Raw genomic sequence first — 17,769 nt, forward strand, 5'->3', positions numbered from 1 at the left:
ATGGCTCCGCCCGCAGCTGCGCGACGGGCACTACCTGAGCCGGGAGCGGATGCCGTCGGTCACCGACGAGCCGGCGGAGGAAGCGGAAAAGGACAATGCCTGCCCAAGCCTGTTCAAGGCCGTCGAGGTGCTGACCAAGGGCATCGAGGTTGCGCTGCCGGCCGGGCATCACTTCCACGACAAGGACGGCACGCGACGCGAACGCGTGCGCGTGCGCTGGTGGGATGCGGATGCAGTCAGCTACCGCCGTGCGGCCATCCTGCCGGACGCCGCGCGCGAGCTTCTGCCGGATGCCCCGATCCCGGCCCACGCCCGCATCGGCGCAGGCGACACGCCGGTGTTCTTCGGCCATTACTGGCTGAGCGGCACACCGCGGATCCAGTCAGCACGCGCCGCCTGCGTCGATTACAGCGCCGGCAAGGGCGGTGCGCTGGTGGCCTACCGCTTTGACGGCGAGGAAACGCTGTCGTCGGAGCGCTTCGTGGCCGTGGACTGAGGGGCGGCAGTCATACCGATCACACGTAAACGCATGGTTTTTCCACTCTTCCCCCAAGCCTTCTCCCACGAGCCCATCAGTCGCGTGCCGTGCGCGGAAGATGGGCTTCCTTCGTCAGCCCATCCTGCGCATCTGCCGGAGGAAGGCAGCGACGGGCGATGTCGGGGTGTCGCAGCTGCGGTTTGCGGCGAATACCACTCATAATCTCCGCATGAGATGCGGTGATTACAGCTTTATCTGGCAAGCCCCGGACTGGCCGCACTGGCGCTACGACCTGGCCGGGCTGGCTGTGCCGCTGGCGCAGGTCAGTCAGGCCCAGGGTCGGTTGCTCGGCCGGCTGGCGGATGTCGGTCTCGGCCTGCGCGATGAGGCCAGCCTGGCGGCGCTGACCGAGGATGTGCTGAAGACCAGTGCGATCGAAGGTGAGCGCCTGGATGTGGCGACGGTGCGTTCTTCGGTCGCGCGCCGGCTGGGCGTGGACATCGGGGCGCTGGCGCCGGTGGACCGGCACGTTGAAGGCGTGGTCGACATGGTGCTCGATGCCACGGCCCGCTGCAGCGCGGCGCTGACCGAGGCCCGTCTGTACGGCTGGCATGCCGCGCTCTTTCCGACCGGTTATTCAGGTATGAGCCGCATCCGCACCGGGGGCTGGCGCGACGATGCCGATGGCCCGATGCAGGTGGTCTCCGGGCCGGTGGGGCGCCAGCGCGTGCATTACGAGGCACCGCCAGCGGCCTGCCTGCCCGCCGAAATGGCGCGTTTCTTCGACTGGGTGAATCGTCCGGACCCCGTCGAGCCGGCGTTGCTGCGCGCAGGCCTCGGGCATCTGTGGTTCGTCACGCTGCATCCGTTCGACGACGGCAACGGCCGCATCGCCCGCGCCATCGGTGATCTGCTGCTCGCGCGCGCCGACGGCAGCCCGCAACGCTTCTACAGCCTGTCGGCGCAGATTCAGCGTGAGCGCAAGTCGTATTACGACGTGCTGGAGCGCACCCAGAAAGGCGATCTGGAGGTGACCGGCTGGCTGCTGTGGTTCCTGCAGAACCTCGATGCGGCAGTGATGCAGGCGCACCGCAGTCTGGATGCCGTGCTCTGCAAGGCGCGTTTCTGGCAGCGCCTGGCAGGGGTGGCACTCAACGCCCGGCAGGTGAAGGTGCTGAACCGCCTGCTCGACGGCTTCGAGGGCAAGCTGACCAGCAGCAAATGGGCGGCACTGGCGAAATGCTCGGCCGATACGGCGCTGCGCGACATCAACGAACTTGTAGCCCTCGGCGTGCTGCAGCGTTCCGGCGCCGGGGGCAGGAGTACGAGTTACGAACTCATGTTGCCACCGGCGTCGGCGGATTGAGCGCGAGCAGCTCGTAGGCTGGGTTGAGGAACGAAACCCAGCATTGGGAGCAACATGAGGAAACAATATTTCCAAATAATCGAACAAATGCGCGGCCCTTGGGCTCTGCCATCTGATGTGATGGTTGCTGGGTTTCCTTCGTCAACCCAGACTACGCGGGCTGAGCATCATTTGCTGTAGTAGACGATGGAAGGCCATTGATACGATTGGCCATTCTGCACACACCACTCCGGAAAGTCTCCCTACGGTGCAGCTTTGTATTCAATCCATTGACTGAGCAATTGACGTTGCTCGCGAAACCTGATCTCAAGGTTTTCGCGCAACGCTCCCTGCGGGAGCATTGCCAAGTGGTGGTCAATTTCGTCCAATTCAGCAAGCGTGTCTGTCTCAAGGCCAATGAACAAGCTCTCGACGAGGTGATGCATGGCAAAATCCACCCCTCTCATAACATGCAAAATCAGCAACCAGCGTGCCACAGCATCCTGATCGTCAATTGTGACGGCTGTCCGCAGGGCATCTGCATCGCGTGCGATGTAACCTTGCCATCGATGTGCAATTCCATCCTTCGGAAATAAACGCACCCACTCGATCAGCGTCGGCTCGATCAATTCAGCCATCAACGGCTGCGGCAGCAATTGGTGAACCTCAGGTGCTCGCAAGCGTGTTTCAAGCAACCAGGACACGATTCCCTTTCGCTCATCAAAGGCGAGCGATGTTGCATGCGCCAGGAAAGTCCGGAGCGCGCTCAGCGCCTGCTTGCGCAGGCCGGAAGTGCGAAACTGGCAGTAAACACCAAACTCCTTCAAATGAGGAAGTTCCATTGCCTGACCGGCGATGGAGACGAGCCCTTCAAAATTCTGCTGATTCCAGTAATACATGCCCACTTTGATGCCCTCCGAATCACAAGCGCGAGCAGGGCGGGTTAGGCGCTCCCTCTGTCCTCAAAGACTTGCACGACCTCACCCGCGCCGTAACCCGCCTTCGGGCCGGGCATGACCGGGTATCCCGAAAGCGGGCACGGTGCGCAGCCGATCCCCGGTGCCGACTGGAGGATCCGTCCCCGGCGCACCTGACCGGCCTCAGCGGTATTCCAGACTCGCCGCGCCGCTGCCGGCCACCTGCTCCAGCCGCCGCAGCAGTTCGGCGGCCGGGCGCACCTGCCAGCCTTCGCCGCAGACCAGTTCGCCGCCGGCCTCCGGGGTGCTGACTTCGAGCACCACGCGGCACTTGCCGCCGCGGTGGGCTTCGAGCGCCTCGGCCAGGCGCGCGGCGAGGCGCACGTCCGGGTCGGCGAGCTTGACGCGGATGCGCCGGGCGTGCTTCTCGCGGGCGGTGTCGAAATCCATGATCTCGCGCGCGGTCGCGCGCACGCCGCCGGAGTAGTCGTCCCAGGACAGCGCCGCGTCGATGACCAGCACGCGGTCGACGGCGAGCAGCGCGCGGTACTGCTCGCAGGTGTCGCCGAACACGCGCACCTCCAGCCGGCCGCCGCGATCGTCGAGCGTCACGAAGGCCATGCGCCCGCGCGCGCCCTGCTTGATGCGGATATCGACCACCAGCCCGGCGAGCAGCGCCGGTTTCTCGGCCTCGCGGCCGTAGCGCCGGGCGCCGGGCGCCTGGAAGCCGGTTTCGGCCTCCTCCAGCGCGTCGGTCAGGCTGCCCTTGGTGAACTGGCGCAGCTCCGGCAGGTAGCGGTCGATCGGGTGGCCGGTCAGGTACAGGCCGAGCGTTTCCTTCTCGCCGGCGAGCTTTTCGTCCGGGTCCCACTCCGGCAGCTTCGGCACGTCGATGCGCGCGACATCGACGGCCGGGCCGGCGTCGGCCATCAGCCCGAACAGGTCGCACTGGCCGACCTCGTCGTTGCGCGCGTGCTGCTCGGCGAGGCGGATCGCCTCGGGCAGACAGGCCATCAGCGTGGCGCGCGTGTCGCCGAACACGTCGAAGGCGCCGGCACGGATCAGGGCTTCGAGCACGCGGCGGTTGAGCTTCTTCAGATCCACGCGCCGGCAGAAGTCGAACAGGTCGCGGAAGGCGCCGCTGGCCGTGCGCTCGCGGATGATCGCCTCGATGGCGTTCTCGCCGACGCCCTTGACCGCGCCGAGGCCGTAGACGACGGCACCGGCGGCATCGACCGTGAACTTGAACTCCGAGACGTTCACCGACGGCGGCACGACCGCGAGGCGCATGCGCCGGCATTCCTCGATGAACACGACGACCTTGTCGGTCTTGTCCATGTCGGACGACAGCACCGCGGCCATGAACGCCGCCGGGTAATGCGCCTTCAGCCAGGCGGTGTGGTAGCTGACCAGCGCGTAGGCGGCCGAATGCGACTTGTTGAAGCCGTAGCCGGCGAACTTCTCCATCAGGTCGAACAGCGCGCCGGCCTTGTCGCGGTCGTGGCCGTTGGCGGTGGCGCCGCTGACGAAGATGTCGCGCTGCTTGGCCATCTCCTCGGGCTTCTTCTTGCCCATGGCCCGGCGCAGCAGGTCGGCACCGCCGAGCGTGTAGCCGGCGAGCACCTGCGGGATCTGCATGACCTGTTCCTGATAGACGATGACGCCATACGTCGGCTTCAGGACCGGCTCGCATTCCGGGAACGGGTATTCGACCTTGGCGCGGCCGTGCTTGCGGTTGATGAAGTCATCGACCATGCCCGATTCGAGCGGCCCGGGCCGGAACAGCGCCACCAGCGCGACGATGTCCTCGAAGCAGTCGGGCTGCAGGCGGCGGATCAAATCCTTCATGCCGCGCGATTCGAGCTGGAACACCGCGGTGGTTTCGCAGCGTTTGAGCAGCTCGTAGGCGGGCGCGTCATCGAGCGGCAGCGCCATCACGTCGATCGGCGGCTCGCCCTTTCCGGCGCGCTGGCGGTTCAGCGTCGCCAGCGCCCAGTCGATGATGGTCAGCGTGCGCAGGCCGAGGAAGTCGAACTTGACGAGGCCGGCGGCCTCGACATCGTCCTTGTCGAACTGCGTGACCAGCTGGCGGCTGCCTTCTTCGCAGTACAGCGGCGAGAAATCCGTCAGCACGGTCGGCGAGATGACGACGCCGCCGGCGTGCTTGCCGACCGAGCGCGCCAGCCCTTCGAGCTTCTGGCCGAGATCGACCAGCGCGCGGATCTCCTCGTCGCCGTCGTAGGCCTTGCGGAAGTCCTCGTCCTTCTCCAGCGCATCGGCGAGCGTGATGCCGAGTTCGAGCGGCACGAGCTTGGCGACCTTGTCGACGAAGCCGTACGGGTGGCCGAGCACGCGGCCGCAGTCACGGATCACGGCCTTGGCGGCCATCGTGCCGTGCGTGGCGATCTGCGAGACGCTGTCGCGGCCGTAGGTCTGCGCGACGTAGTCGATGACGCGATCGCGGCCTTCCATGCAGAAGTCGACGTCGAAGTCCGGCATCGACACGCGCTCGGGGTTCAGGAAGCGCTCGAACAAAAGGTCATACGGCAGCGGGTCGAGGTCGGTGATCTTCAGCGCATACGCGACCAGCGAACCGGCGCCCGAGCCGCGCCCCGGTCCGACCGGGATCGACTGGCTCTTCGCCCACTGGATGAAGTCGGCGACGATCAGGAAGTAGCCGGGAAAGCCCATCTGCACGATGACGCCGATCTCGGTTTCCAGGCGCTCGCGGTACGGCCGGGTGCGCTCGGCGTAATCCTCGGCCGTGGCATCGAACATCTTCGCGAAGCGCTCCTGCAGCCCGCGGCGCGAGGCTTCGGCGAAGTAGTCATCGACGCTCATGCCGGCCGGCACCGGGAAGTTCGGCAGCCGTGGCTTGCCGAGCGTCAGCGTCAGGTTGCAGCGCCTGGCGATCTCGACGCTGTTCTCAAGCGCCTCGGGCAGATCAGCGAACAGTTCCGCCATCTCGGCGGCGGTGCGCAGGTACTGCTGCTCGGAGTAGTCGCGCGGACGCTTCGGATCGGCGAGCGTCCAGCCCTGCGCGATGCAGACGCGCGCCTCGTGCGCCTCGAAGTCGGCGCGCGCGAGGAAGCGCACGTCGTTGGTCGCGACCACCGGCAGCCCGCGTCCGGCGGCGAGTTCGACCGCGCGCGCGAGGTATTCGGTCTCGCCCGGGCGGCCGGTGCGCTGCAGTTCGAGGTAGAAGGCCTCCGGGAACAGCGCCGCGTATTCATCGCAGAGCGCGCGCGCCTGCGCGAGGTTGCCATTGGCAATCGCCTTGCCGATCTCGCCGTCGCGCGCCGCCGACAGCGCGATCAGCCCGCCGGCGTGCTCGCGCAGCCAGTCGATGTGCACGACCGGCACGCCGCGCTGCTGGCCGTCGACGTAGCCGCGCGAGACCAGCACGGTCAGGTTGCGGTAGCCCTCGTCGTTGCGACAGAGCAGCACCAGCCGCCCGGAAGGCTCGCTGCCGCCGCGACCGATGTGGACCTCGCAGCCGACCACCGGCTTGACGCCCGAGCCCTGCGCGGCCTTGTAGAACTTGATCAGCGCGAACAGGTTACCGAGATCGGTCACCGCCACCGCCGGCATGCCGGCCTTGCCGACCGCCTTCACCAGCGGCTTGACCGGCATCAGGCTGTCGAGCAGCGAGAACTCGGTGTGGACGTGCAGGTGGACGTAGGTCGCGGTCATCACGGATCGCCGGGCGTCACTGGGGGCGCGCAGGGTAACGCAGCCGCTTCGGCCCGGGATAGGATGCGCGCCCGCCCCCGAGGAACCGCATCGCCATGCGCCGCCCGCCCCCGCCCCGCCCTGCCGCCCCGCGCGGCCTCGCCGCCGACGAGGCGAAGATCCACGGTGCCAATGCCTGTGCGGTGACGCTGCGCGAGCGGCCCGATGCCGTGGTGCGCGCGTGGTTCGCCGAGAGCACGGCGCGCCACTGGGCCGAGGCGATGCAGGGGCTTGCGGCGCGCCGGCGCGCGTATCACGTCGTGCCGGACGACGAACTCGGCCTCGTCGCCGGCAGCGAGCACCACGGCGGCGTCTGCCTGATCGTGCGCAAGAAGCGGCCGGTGTCGATCGAGCGCTGGCTCACGAAGATGGAAAAACGCGAGCGGGTCTGCGGGCTCGCGCTCGAAGGCGTCGGCAACCCGCACAACCTCGGCGCGATCCTGCGCACCGGCGCGCACTTCGCGATCGACGGCCTGCTGGTCGCCGATACCGACGCGCTGCATTCCGGGGCCTGCGCGCGCGTCGCCGAGGGCGGGCTGGAATACGTCGAGACCGTGCACTGCGCGCATACCGGCGACGCCATCCGCCTCGCCCGCCGCGCCGGCTTCGGCATCCTGACCACGTCGAGTCACGGCGGCGAGCCGCTCTATGCGGCCGAGCTGCCGCCGAAGTGCCTGATCGTGTTCGGCGAGGAGTCGCAGGGACTGACGAAGCAGACGCTGAAGGCCGGCGACGTGCAGGTGATGATCCCCGGCAGCGGCGCGGTCGAGAGCCTGAACGTGTCGGTGGCGGCGGCGGTGATCGTCGCCGAGTGGTGGCGACGCTTCCGCCAGCCCTGAGCACCGGACTCAGGCCAGGCCGAGCGCCCTGCGCACCGGCCCGAACGAACGCCGGTGCGCCGGACACGGGCCGTGCTCGACCAGGGCCGCGAGGTGCGCGGCGGTCGGATAGCCCTTGTGCTGCGCGAAGCCGTACTGCGGAAAGTCGCGATCAAGCACGAGCAGTTCGGCATCGCGCGCGACCTTGGCGAGGATCGAGGCCGCTCCGATCGCCGGCACCTTCGCATCGCCCTTGACGATCGCCTCGCCCGGCATCGCGAGCCCCGGCGGCACGCGGTTGCCGTCGACCTGCACGAGCTGCGGCACGACGCCGAGCGCGGCCACCGCGCGCTCCATCGCCCGCATCGAGGCCCACAGGATGTTGATGCGGTCGATCTCGTCGGCCTCGGCCCGGCCGATCGCCCAGGCCAGCGCCCGCTCGCGGATGAGTCCGGCCAGCGCCTCGCGCCGTGCGGCACTGAGCGTCTTGGAATCGGCGAGCCCCGCGATCGGCCGGGCCGGATCGAGGATCACCGCCGCGGCGACCACAGCCCCGGCGAGCGGCCCGCGACCGGCCTCGTCGCAGCCGGCGATCAGGACCGGTGCATCCGGAGCGTGAAACAGGTCGAGGCTGAGATTCTTCACGATCTGGACTCAAACCGGATGCCGGGCAGGAAGCTCGGCGCGCAAGGCGATCAGCGCCTGCGGATCGCGCTCGACGATGCGCAGCAGCGCCCGGGCCGGGCCGATCGGCCGCGAGCGCCGGTTTTCCCAGGCTTGCAGCGTGCGCAGGCGCACGCCGATCAGCGCGGCAAACTTCGTCTGTGACAGCTGCGTGGCTGCGCGGATCGAGCGGACGTCGGGTTCGGACCACTCGCTGACCCGCAGGCCGGCCACGGTCTCGCCGCGCCGATGCCGCCCCATCTCGCGCACGCTTGCCAGCAACTGCTCGAATTCGTGCTCATCCATTCCCGGTCTCCGCCCGCATCACGGCTGCCAGTCGCCGCACCTGATCCGCCGTCAGGTCCGACTGGACGTTCTTGGCATACGCATACAACAGGTACAGCCGATCCTGTGCTGTCCACCAGTAGTAGATCACTCGCGCCCCGCCCCGTCGTCCGCGTCCCGGCAGCTCGACACGCAGCTTGCGCAGCCCTTCTGCACCGGGGATCAGCACGCCTGCCGCCGGATCGGCGAGCAGCCGCTCTCCTGCAGGTGGCGCAATCCCTCATCATCAAACAGGCTTGCGGCGACACGCACGAAATGGGCGGTTTCCACGAAGATCATCCTTGCCTCCGTACTGCCGGGTCTGCAACCGGGAGGGAGTGGAGTGCGGCACGAACCTGCTCAAGCCTGCCGCAGCAGCCCGGCAAGCGCCGCCGCCGCCCGTTCGCCGGCATTGCAGCGCAGGCGCTCGTGCAGGCCGGCAAACTCGGTGCATGCCGTCTGCACGCGCGCCGGCTCGCGCAGCCAGGCATCGAGCGCCGCGGCGAGCGCGGCAGGCGTGGCAGCGTCCTGGATGAACTCGGGGACCAGATCGTGGCCGGCGAGCAGGTTCGGCAGCGAGAAGCGGTCGATCTTCATCAGCCGCTTCGCGATCGCGTAGGTCAGCGGCGCGACGCGGTAGGCCATGACCAGCGGCCGGCCGACCAGCATCGTCTCCAGCGTCGCGGTGCCGGAGGCGACCAGCGCCAGCTCGCTGGCGGCGAGCACCTCGCGAGCGTGGCCGTCGAACAGCCGCACCTGCGCGTCGAGCCCGGCCGCCGTCACGCGCGCGGCGATCTGTGCGCGCAGCGCGGCGGTCGCGCACGGCAGCAGCGCATTGAGCTGCGGATGCCGTTCGTGCAGCCGCGCGAAGGCCGCGAGGAACACGTCGATGTGCCGGCCGACCTCACCGGCGCGGCTGCCGGGCAGCAAGGCGAGGCTTCGGCCGGCCCCGAGCCCGAGCGCGGCGCGGCCGTCGGCGACCGTGAGGCCCGCAGGGATTTCGTCCGCCAGCGGATGACCGACGCATTCGACCGGCACGTGATGCTGCGCGTAGAACGTCGCCTCAAACGGAAACAGCGTCAGCATCAGGTCGACGCTCTGCGCGATGCCGCGCACCCGCCCCTGCCGCCAGGCCCAGACCGAGGGGCTGACGTAATGCGCGGTGCGGATGCCGTGCGCGCGCAGGCGCTTCGCGAGCGGCAGCGTGAAATCGGGGGCGTCGATGCCGAGGTACAGGGCGGGCGGCTCGGCGAGCCAGCGGCGCACGAGCGCGCGGCGGATCGACAGCAGCTCCGGCAGGTGCTTCAGCACCTCGACCAGCCCCATCACCGACAGTTTTTCGAGCGGGAACAGCGATTCGAGACCGGCCGCCTGCATGCGCGGCCCGCCGATGCCCTCGAAGCGCGCCTGCGGAAAACGCTGCTGCAACGCCGGCAGCAGCGCGCCGCCAAGCGCATCGCCCGAGAGCTCCCCGGCGACGACTGCGATGCGCATGCGCGTCAGCGCACGATGCCGCGCGGCGAATCGGCGACGAAATCGGCGAGCAGCGCCACCGGCGGATGCGTGGCGACCAGCTCGCGCATGCGCTCGACGGCCTCGGCGAGCTTCAGATCCGACATGTACAGCAGCTTGTAGGCGCGCTTGATCACGGCGATGGTCTCGGCCTCGAAACCGCGGCGGCGCAGGCCCTCGCTGTTGATGCCGTAAGGCTCGGCGCGATAGCCGGCGACGGTCACGTACGGCGGCACGTCGCGCTGCACGCCGGTCGCGAAGCCGCAGAAGCTGTGCGCACCGATGCGGCAGAACTGGTGCACCAGCGTGTAGCCGCCGAGGATCGCCCAGTCGCCGACGTGCACGTGTCCGGCGAGCGAGGCGTTGTTCGCGAAGATCGTGTGGTCCCCGACCACGCAGTCGTGCGCGATGTGCACGTAGGCCATGATCCAGTTGTCATGGCCGACGCGCGTGACCCCGGCGTCCTGCACCGTGCCGCGGTTGATCGTCACGTATTCGCGGATCGTGTTGCCGTCGCCGATTTCCAGCCGCGTCGGCTCACCGGCGTATTTCTTGTCCTGCGGATCGTCGCCGATCGACGCGAACTGGTAGATGCGGTTGTCGCGCCCGATGCGTGTCGGTCCCTTGATCACGACGTGCGGGCCGATCACGGTGCCGGTCTCGATCTCGACACCGGCACCGATGATGCTGAACGGCCCGATCTGCACGCCTTCGGCGATGCGGGCCCCCGGATCGACGATGGCGCGCGGGTCGATCACTGGCCGTGCTCCCGCTTCGTGGACATCAGTTCGGCCGAGCACACCACCTTGTCATCGACGCGGGCCTCGGCCGAGAACACCCAGATGCCGCGGCGGGTCTTGAGCAGGCGCACGTCGAGCAGCAGCCGGTCGCCCGGACAGACCGGCTGCTTGAAGCGGGCATTGTCGATGCCGACGAAGTAATAGGTCGAATCGTCCTCGGGCAGCTGGCCGGAGGTCTTGAAGGCGAGGATGCCGGTGGCCTGCGCGAGTGCTTCCAGGATCAGCACGCCCGGCATCACCGGCTGCTGCGGGAAATGGCCCTGGAAGAAGGGTTCGTTGAACGAGACGTTCTTCAGGCCGAGCAGGCGTTCGCCGGGCTCGAGTTCGAGCACGCGGTCGATCAGCAGAAACGGATAGCGGTGCGGCAGATAACGCAGCACCTGCGTGATATCCATCGATTCCAAGGGCGGGGTCCTCTAGGGGTGACCGGCATCGTCGCCGACTCGTTTTTCGAGCGCGGCGAGCCGGCGGAACAGTTCGTCGAGCCGGCGCAGGCGCGCGGAAACCTTGTTCCACAGCCGGGCCGGCTCGACCGCGAGTCCGGACGCATAGACGCCGGGCTCGGTCAGGGATTTGGTGACCAGCGACATGCCGGTGACGTGGACGTGGTCGCCGAGCGTCAGATGCCCGGCCAGACCGACGCCTCCGGCGAGCGTGCAGTGCGCGCCGACCGTCGTGCTGCCGGCAATGCCGACGCAGCCGGCCATCGCCGTGTGCGCGCCGACGCGGACGTTGTGGGCGATCTGGATCAGGTTGTCGAGCTTGACGCCGTCAGCAAGCACGGTGTCCTCGAGCGCGCCACGGTCGACGGCGGTGTTGACGCCGATCTCGACGTCGTTGCCGATGACGACGCGCCCGAGCTGCGGCACCTTGACCCAGCAGCCACGATCATTCGCGAGCCCGAAACCGTCGGCGCCGATCACCGCGCCCGGATGCACGAGCACGCGCTCGCCGAGCACGCAGTCGTGCAGCACCGTGACGTTGGCGACCAGCCGGCTGTCGGCACCGATGGTCGTGCGCGCCCCGACCACGCAGCCCGGCCCGACCTGCACGCGCGGCCCGATCACGGCCCCGGCCTCGATGACGGCCATCGGGCCGATCCAGGCATCGTCGGCGACCTCGGCGGCCGCATCGACGCAGGCCCGCGCATGCACGCCCTGCTGCCTGCCGGCGGCCGGATCGAACAGCGCCGCGACCCGGGCATAGGCGAGATGCGGGTTGTCGGCGATCAGGCAGGCGACCGGACAGGCCCCGGCATCCTCAGCCCCCAGGATCACCGCGCTCGCCTGCGTGCCGGCCAGGAGCTGCCGGTACTTCGGATTGGCGAGGAAGCCGATCTGCCCGGGCCGGGCCGCGGCGAGCGTGCCGACGCCATCGATCGGCGTCGCCGCGTCACCGCGCAGTTGCGCGCCGGCGACCTGCGCCAGTTCCGCGAGCGTATGCACCCCGTCGACCCCGGACCGGCTCAGTTGCCGTGCACGGCCGACAGGCGCTTCAGCACCTTGTCGGTGATGTCGACAGCCTCGCTCGCGAAGATCACCGCGCCGTCGTTGAGCACCAGGTCGTAGCGTTCCTCCTGGGCGAGCGCGGTGATCGCGTCCTGGATCAGCTTCTGCAGCTTGGCCATTTCCTCGTTGCGCCGGATGTTGAAGTCCTCGCGGAACTCGTCCTGCGCGCGCTTCACGTCCCGCCGCTGCGAGATGATGTCGCGTTCGAGGTCGCGCCGTTCGGCGTCGCTGAGCGTGGCGCCGTCCTTGGAGAGCCTGTCCTCCAGCTTGCGCAGCGCCTTCTGCGCCTCGACCAGCGCCTTGTCGCGCGGCGAGAACTCCTTTTCGAGCCGGTTCAGCGCCGCCTCGGCCTGCGGTGCGCTCTTCAGCACACGCGCGGCGTTGACGAAACCGAGCTTCAGCTCCGCAGCCACTGCCGGCAGCGCGAACGTCAGCGCGAGAGCCCCCAGAAGGACACGCAGCAAGGCCTTCAAGACGATCTTCCCCTCGGGTCGACGCGGGCCGTCAGAACGGCACGCCGAAGGTGAACTGGAACGGCTCGGTCTTGTCGCCGTCCTTCTTGTTGAGCGGCTGGGCGACCGACATCACCAGCGGTCCGAGCGGCGTGATCCACTGCATCGACAAGCCGGCGGAATAGCGCAGTTCGCCGGCATCGAAGTCGTTCACGTCCGCGAACACGTTGCCGATGTCGAAGAAGGTCGAGAAGCGCAGGTTCTTGTTGTCCTTGAGGAACGGCGCCGGGAACAGCACCTCGACCCCGCCGGCCGTGCGCAGCGCACCACCCTTCGGGTCACGCAGGTCCGGATTCGGATCGTCCCAGCGCGGGCCGAGCGTGTTGGTCTTGTAGCCGCGCACGGTGCGCAGGCCGCCGGCGTAGAAGTTCTCGTAGAACGGCAGCGTGTCGGTATTGCCGAAACCCTCACCGTAGCCGAAGTCGAAATGGCCGAGCAGCGTCAGCGAATCGGTCAGCGGCAGATAGGTGCTGTGCCGGTAACCGAGCTTGTACCAGCTGTCGTCGCCACCGAGCATCGATTCGATCGACAGGCGGTTGTACGAGCCGCGGTCGGCGAAGACGGCCTTGTTGCGCGTGTCGCGCGCCCAGCTCAGTTCGAAGCGCGGACCGACGTGGCGCTCGCCATGCTCGTCGATGTAGTCGTAGATGCCCTGCGGCGTGTTGTCGCCGTTGGTCTTGAGCTTGATGCCGGAGATGCCGATCGCGAGGTTGACGGTGTCGGTCTCGTTCAGCGGGAAGCCGAAGGTCGCCATCGTCTCGAATTCGTTGGTCAGGTAGCTCGCGAGGTTGGCTTCGGAAGCGTCGGTCTCACGGTAGCTGGCCCGGATGCCGGCACTGACGCCATCGGGCGTGAAGTACGGATTCGTGTAGCTGAAGCTGTAGATCGTGTTGATCTGGCTGTTGTTGAACGTGAAGCTCAGCGCGTTGCCGGTGCCGAGGAAGTTCTGCTGCGAGACACTGGCACTGAGCAGCACGCCGGCATCCTGGCCGTAGCCGATGCCGAAGCTCAGGCTGCCGGCCGGGCGCTCGGTGACGCTGTAATTCAGATCGACCTGATCCGGCGTGCCGGGTACGGCCGGAGTTTCGACCGTGACCTCCTGCACAAAGGCCAGACGCTCCAGACGCTCCTTGGATCGATTGACATCGCGGGTTGCAAACCACGAGCCCTCGGTCTGGCGCATCTCGCGGCGCAGCACCTCGTCCTGGGTCTTGATGTTGCCCTTGAAGTTGATGCGGCGCACGTACACGCGCCGGCCGGCATCGACGTTCAGGGCCAGCGACACGGTCTTGCCGGCATCGTCGATCTGCGGCACGGCACTGACGTTGGCGAAGGCATAGCCGTCATCGCCGAGCCGGTCGGTGATCGCCTTGGTGCTCTCGTTGAGCGTCGCGCGCGAGAAGGTCTGGCCGGGCTGCAGCTTGACCAGCGGTTTCAGCTGATCGAGCGGCACCGGGCTTTCACCGGCGAGGCGCACGTCCTTGACCGTGTAGCGATCGCCCTCGGCGATGTTGATCGTGATGTAGATGTCCTTCTTGTCCGGCGTGATCGTGACCTGCGTCGAATCGATGTTGAAGCGCAGGTAGCCGCGGTCGAGGTAATACGAGCGCAGGGTTTCGAGATCGCCGCCGAGTTTCTGCTTCGAGTACTGGTCGTCCTTCGACAGCAGCGAGGTCCAGTTGCTGGTCGAACTCTGGAACAGGTCGAGCAGGTCGTCCTCATCAAAGGCCTTGGCGCCGACGATGTTGATCTGCTTGATGCGCGCCGCGATGCCTTCGGAGATGTCGATCGTGATCGCCACGCGGTTGCGCTCGAGCGGCCGCACCTGGCTGTCGACCTTCACCGCGTACTTGCCGCGCGCGTAGTACTGGCGGTTGAGTTCCTGCTCGACCTTGTCGAGCAGCGCCCGGTCGAAGGTGCGACCTTCGGCGAGACCGACCGTCTTCAGGGACTTTTCCAGGTCCTCGGTCGAGATGTCCTTGTTGCCGGTGACCTTGACCTCGGCGATCGCCGGGCGCTCGACGACGTTGACCACCAGCACGTCGCCGTCGCGCTGCAGCGAGACGTCCGTGAAGAAGCCGGTGCGGAACAGCGTGCGGATCAGATCCGGGAAATCCTCCTGACGCACGCGCTGGCCGGTCTGCACCGGCAGGTAGCTGAACACCGTGCCCGCCGAGATGCGCTGCAGGCCCTCGACACGGATGTCGCGCACGATGAATTCCGCAGCCTGCACGATGCAGGCGGGCGCGGCGAGACTGGCGGACAGCAGGAAGTTACGCAGGATTGGAGTCATGGATCGCACGGACGGCAGACCCGACCGCAGCCGTCCGGCGCCCTTTGCTCAGGGCCCGAACAACCGCGCCAGATCGTTGTAGAAAGCCAGGCCCATCATCACCAGCAGCACGGCCAGCCCGACCCGCTGCCCGGCGCTCTGGACAGCCTCGGAAACCGGGCTGCCCTTGATCGTTTCGATGGCATACCACGCCAGATGCCCGCCATCGAGCACCGGCACCGGCAGCAGATTCAGCACACCGAGGCTGATGCTGACCAGGGCCAGGAACGACAGGAAGGCGGACAGACCGATCGATGCCGACTGCCCGGCCATCTGCGCGATGGTCAGCGGCCCGCTGAGGTTGTCCAGCGAGGCACGCCCCGTCAGCATCCGCCCGAGCATGCGCAGCGTGAACGCCGACATTTCCCAGGTGCGCTCGACGGCTGCAACCGCTGCATCGATCGGGCCATACCGTACCACGACGCGCAGGGAGTCGGCGAGCGACTGCGGCACTGCCGCAAAGGCGCCGATCTGGCCGACGGCCCCCTGCGCGGTCTCGATGCGGACCGGGCGCAGGCGCACGCTGAGCGGGCTGCCGTCGCGCTCGACCTGCAGGCGCAGGTCGGCTTCCGGCTTCGCGCGCACGCGCGTGGCGAAGTCCTGCCAGTCCGCGACGCGCTGGTCATCGACGCTGACGATGCGATCGCCGTCCTGCAGCCCCGCCGCTGCCGCCGGGCTGTCGGGCTTGATGCTGCCGATCACCGCCGGCAGCGACGGTCGCCACGGCTGCAGCCCGAGCCGGGCCAGCAGGTTGCCATCGGTGTCGAGGTCCTCCGGCAGCGGCAGGCGGCGTTCGAGCACACGACCGTCGGCATCGCGCACGCGCAGCTTCAGCGCCTCTCCGGGCTCCATCTGCTCGGCCACGCGCATCAGCAGTTCATCGAGGCCCTGCACCGTCACGTCCCCGACCGCCAGCACCTCGTCGCCGTCGCGGATGCCGGCGATCGCGGCCGGCGTGCCGGCTGCGGCCTCGGCGAGCACCGGGCGCACCTGGCTGACCCCGCTGAGGTACAGGATCAGGTAGGCGAGGATCGCGAACGCGAAGTTGAAGGCCGGGCCGGCGGCGACGATCGCCGCGCGCCGGCCGACCGTCTGGCGGTTGAAGGCCTGGTCGAGCTGCTCCGGCGGCACCTCGCCCTCGCGCTCGTCGAGCATGCGCACGTAGCCGCCGAGCGGCACGGCACCGATCACGTATTCGACGCCGTCGCGGGCGGTGCGTCGCCACAGCGGCCGGCCGAAGCCGATCGCGAAGCGCAGCACGCGCACGCCGCAGCGGCGGGCGACCCAGAAATGACCGAACTCATGCACGGTGATCAGCACGCCGAGCGTGACCACCAGCGCCAGGAACGACAGCAGCGGACCGTTCATCGGACACCTCCTGCGAGCTTGTCGCCGTCGATTCGCGCCTCGGCCGCACGCCGCGCCGCCGCGTCGGCGGCGAGCACGGCATCGAGCGTGTCGGCGGCCGCGGCCGGCACCGCATCGAGCACGGCAGCGTTCAGCTGCGCGATGCCGCCGAAGCCGAGCCGGCCGTCGAGGAAGGCTGCGACCGCAACCTCGTTGGCGGCGTTCAGGATCGCCGGCGCCGTGCCGCCAGCCGCGAGCGCGGCCTGCGCGAGCCCGAGACAGGGATAGCGCAGCAGGTCCGGCGCGCGGAAGTCGAGCCGGCCGATCCGGAACAGGTCGAGCGGCGCAACCCCCGAGGCGATGCGCTCGGGCCAGGCCAGCGCGTGGGCGATCGGCGTGCGCATGTCGGGGTTGCCGAGCTGCGCAAGCACCGAGCCATCGGCGTATTCGACCATCGAATGGATCACGCTCTGCGGATGGATCACCACCTCGATGCGTTCGCGCGGCAGGCCGAACAGCCAGAAGGCCTCGATCAGTTCGAGGCCCTTGTTCATCATCGTCGCCGAATCGACCGAGATCTTGCGGCCCATCGACCAGTTCGGATGGGCGCAGGCCTCGGCCGGGGTCTTGTGCGGGATCTCGTCGACCGGCGTGTCGCGAAACGGTCCGCCGGAAGCGGTCAGCAGCAGGCGCGTGACGCCTTCGGGCCGCCCCCCTGCCTGCGCGGCCGGCGGCAGGCACTGGAAGATGGCGTTGTGCTCGCTGTCGATCGGCAGCAGCTGCGCACCATGGGCCCGCACCGCCTCCATGAACAGCGCGCCGGACATCACCAGTGCTTCCTTGTTGGCGAGCAGCACGCGCTTGCCGGCACGCGCGGCGGCGAGCGCCGGCAGCAGGCCGGCGGCCCCGACGATCGCGGCCATCACCGCATCGGTTTCCGGCGCCGCGGCAACCGCGGCGAGCGCCTCGGCCCCGGCCAGCACCTCGGTGCGGCAGCCGGCGGCGTGCAGCCGCGCCTGCAGCCGGGATGCCGCGGACGATTCCGGCAGCACGGCGTACTCCGGCCGGTGCCGCTCGCAGAGCCCGGCAAGCGCGTCGACGTTGCGGTGCGCGCTCAGCGCATGCACGCGGTAGCGATCCGGATGCCGGGCCAGCACGTCGAGCGTGCTCAGGCCGATCGAGCCGGTGGCGCCGAGCACCGTCACCGCCAGCGGGCGCGCGCTCATCGCCAGGGTCCGAACACGGTGAGGCCGAGCAGGAACACCGGCGCGGCGGCGGTCAGGCTGTCGATGCGATCGAGCACGCCGCCGTGACCGGGCAGCAGCGTGCCGCTGTCCTTGGCGCCGTGCTGGCGCTTGAGCATGGATTCGAACAGGTCCCCGAGGATCGACCAGATCACGGTCAGCGCGCAGACCAGCAGGAAGGCCGGCCGTCCTCCGCGGTTACGGCGGTATGCAGAGAACGGTAGTTGTTCCCTTTCG

Annotated in this window: 16 protein-coding genes and 1 pseudogene; 3 read left to right on the forward strand and 14 right to left on the reverse strand. The window is 68.5% G+C overall.

Translation table 11 applies throughout. The features are described from left to right. Positions 1–496, forward strand: a pseudogene (locus tag PKE44_RS04900) (metallophosphoesterase); the annotation flags it as partial. Between the two features lie 211 nt (positions 497–707). Beyond that, positions 708–1,844, forward strand: a complete 1,137-nt coding sequence (locus tag PKE44_RS04905) for a Fic family protein (RefSeq protein WP_324548637.1) — start codon at positions 708–710, stop codon at positions 1,842–1,844. Between the two features lie 242 nt (positions 1,845–2,086). Here PKE44_RS04905 and PKE44_RS04910 read toward each other — a convergent pair whose 3' ends face one another. Together PKE44_RS04910 and dnaE are read right to left on the reverse strand one after the other, a co-directional pair. Beyond that, on the reverse strand, positions 2,087–2,728 hold the full coding sequence (locus PKE44_RS04910) for a hypothetical protein (protein WP_324548610.1): 642 nt from the start codon (positions 2,726–2,728) through the stop codon (positions 2,087–2,089). A gap of 195 nt (positions 2,729–2,923) precedes the next feature. Continuing rightward, positions 2,924–6,433, reverse strand: a complete 3,510-nt coding sequence (gene dnaE / locus PKE44_RS04915; protein ID WP_324548612.1) for a DNA polymerase III subunit alpha — start codon at positions 6,431–6,433, stop codon at positions 2,924–2,926. Positions 6,434–6,528: 95 nt separating this feature from the next. Between dnaE and PKE44_RS04920 the strand changes: the two genes are divergently transcribed. Continuing rightward, positions 6,529–7,311, forward strand: coding sequence for a tRNA/rRNA methyltransferase (locus tag PKE44_RS04920; RefSeq protein ID WP_324548614.1), 783 nt, complete (start codon positions 6,529–6,531; stop codon positions 7,309–7,311). A gap of 9 nt (positions 7,312–7,320) precedes the next feature. Here PKE44_RS04920 and rnhB read toward each other — a convergent pair whose 3' ends face one another. The 12 genes from rnhB to PKE44_RS04980 all read right to left on the reverse strand — a co-directional run. Next, the gene (gene rnhB / locus PKE44_RS04925; RefSeq protein ID WP_324548639.1) at positions 7,321–7,914 is read right to left on the reverse strand and encodes a ribonuclease HII; all 594 of its coding nucleotides are present in this window, start codon (positions 7,912–7,914) and stop codon (positions 7,321–7,323) included. Between the two features lie 30 nt (positions 7,915–7,944). Next, complete coding sequence (locus PKE44_RS04930; protein WP_324548616.1) at positions 7,945–8,259, reverse strand: transcriptional regulator; 315 nt, start codon at positions 8,257–8,259, stop codon at positions 7,945–7,947. Continuing rightward, positions 8,252–8,467, reverse strand: a complete 216-nt coding sequence (locus PKE44_RS04935; RefSeq protein ID WP_324548619.1) for a type II toxin-antitoxin system RelE/ParE family toxin — start codon at positions 8,465–8,467, stop codon at positions 8,252–8,254. Before PKE44_RS04935 ends, PKE44_RS04930 begins: the two co-directional genes overlap by 8 nt. A gap of 170 nt (positions 8,468–8,637) precedes the next feature. Next, positions 8,638–9,771 carry a lipid-A-disaccharide synthase gene (lpxB, locus tag PKE44_RS04940; protein ID WP_324548621.1) on the reverse strand — a complete coding sequence of 378 codons (1,134 nt, stop codon included), beginning with the start codon at positions 9,769–9,771 and terminating at the stop codon, positions 8,638–8,640. A gap of 5 nt (positions 9,772–9,776) precedes the next feature. Continuing rightward, on the reverse strand, positions 9,777–10,547 hold the full coding sequence (gene lpxA / locus PKE44_RS04945; RefSeq protein WP_324548623.1) for an acyl-ACP--UDP-N-acetylglucosamine O-acyltransferase: 771 nt from the start codon (positions 10,545–10,547) through the stop codon (positions 9,777–9,779). Next, positions 10,544–10,984: a 3-hydroxyacyl-ACP dehydratase FabZ gene (fabZ, locus tag PKE44_RS04950; protein WP_324548642.1), complete on the reverse strand. Its 441-nt coding sequence runs from the start codon at positions 10,982–10,984 to the stop codon at positions 10,544–10,546. Before fabZ ends, lpxA begins: the two co-directional genes overlap by 4 nt. A gap of 21 nt (positions 10,985–11,005) precedes the next feature. Then, complete coding sequence (lpxD, locus tag PKE44_RS04955; RefSeq protein WP_324548625.1) at positions 11,006–12,034, reverse strand: UDP-3-O-(3-hydroxymyristoyl)glucosamine N-acyltransferase; 1,029 nt, start codon at positions 12,032–12,034, stop codon at positions 11,006–11,008. A 20-nt stretch (positions 12,035–12,054) separates the two neighbouring features. Next, positions 12,055–12,570: an OmpH family outer membrane protein gene (locus PKE44_RS04960; RefSeq protein WP_324548627.1), complete on the reverse strand. Its 516-nt coding sequence runs from the start codon at positions 12,568–12,570 to the stop codon at positions 12,055–12,057. A 31-nt stretch (positions 12,571–12,601) separates the two neighbouring features. Next, positions 12,602–14,902, reverse strand: coding sequence for an outer membrane protein assembly factor BamA (gene bamA / locus PKE44_RS04965; protein WP_324548629.1), 2,301 nt, complete (start codon positions 14,900–14,902; stop codon positions 12,602–12,604). A 48-nt stretch (positions 14,903–14,950) separates the two neighbouring features. After that, positions 14,951–16,309, reverse strand: a complete 1,359-nt coding sequence (gene rseP, locus PKE44_RS04970; protein WP_324548631.1) for an RIP metalloprotease RseP — start codon at positions 16,307–16,309, stop codon at positions 14,951–14,953. Beyond that, positions 16,306–17,514 (reverse strand): 1-deoxy-D-xylulose-5-phosphate reductoisomerase, encoded by a 1,209-nt coding sequence (gene ispC / locus PKE44_RS04975; protein ID WP_324548633.1) that lies wholly within the window; start codon positions 17,512–17,514, stop codon positions 16,306–16,308. The genes rseP and ispC overlap by 4 nt, the downstream gene beginning before the upstream one ends. Beyond that, the coding region (locus PKE44_RS04980; RefSeq protein WP_324548635.1) for a phosphatidate cytidylyltransferase at positions 17,511–17,769 on the reverse strand (259 nt) is incomplete at its 5' end. The genes ispC and PKE44_RS04980, both read right to left, overlap by 4 nt.

Source organism: Plasticicumulans sp., assembly GCF_035331805.1.
Classification (GTDB): Bacteria; Pseudomonadota; Gammaproteobacteria; order Competibacterales; family Competibacteraceae; genus Plasticicumulans.

What these genes read in the sequence shown, in the direction of transcription:
- PKE44_RS04905 (WP_324548637.1), top strand. Translation starts at nt 708, where the DNA reads ATGAGATGCGGTGATTACAGCTTTATCTGGCAAGCCCCGGACTGGCCG.
- dnaE (WP_324548612.1), bottom strand. Translation starts at nt 6,433, where the DNA reads ATGACCGCGACCTACGTCCACCTGCACGTCCACACCGAGTTCTCGCTG.
- PKE44_RS04920 (WP_324548614.1), top strand. Translation starts at nt 6,529, where the DNA reads ATGCGCCGCCCGCCCCCGCCCCGCCCTGCCGCCCCGCGCGGCCTCGCC.
- PKE44_RS04930 (WP_324548616.1), bottom strand. Translation starts at nt 8,259, where the DNA reads ATGGATGAGCACGAATTCGAGCAGTTGCTGGCAAGCGTGCGCGAGATG.
- lpxB (WP_324548621.1), bottom strand. Translation starts at nt 9,771, where the DNA reads ATGCGCATCGCAGTCGTCGCCGGGGAGCTCTCGGGCGATGCGCTTGGC.
- fabZ (WP_324548642.1), bottom strand. Translation starts at nt 10,984, where the DNA reads ATGGATATCACGCAGGTGCTGCGTTATCTGCCGCACCGCTATCCGTTT.
- bamA (WP_324548629.1), bottom strand. Translation starts at nt 14,902, where the DNA reads ATGACTCCAATCCTGCGTAACTTCCTGCTGTCCGCCAGTCTCGCCGCG.
- rseP (WP_324548631.1), bottom strand. Translation starts at nt 16,309, where the DNA reads ATGAACGGTCCGCTGCTGTCGTTCCTGGCGCTGGTGGTCACGCTCGGC.
- ispC (WP_324548633.1), bottom strand. Translation starts at nt 17,514, where the DNA reads ATGAGCGCGCGCCCGCTGGCGGTGACGGTGCTCGGCGCCACCGGCTCG.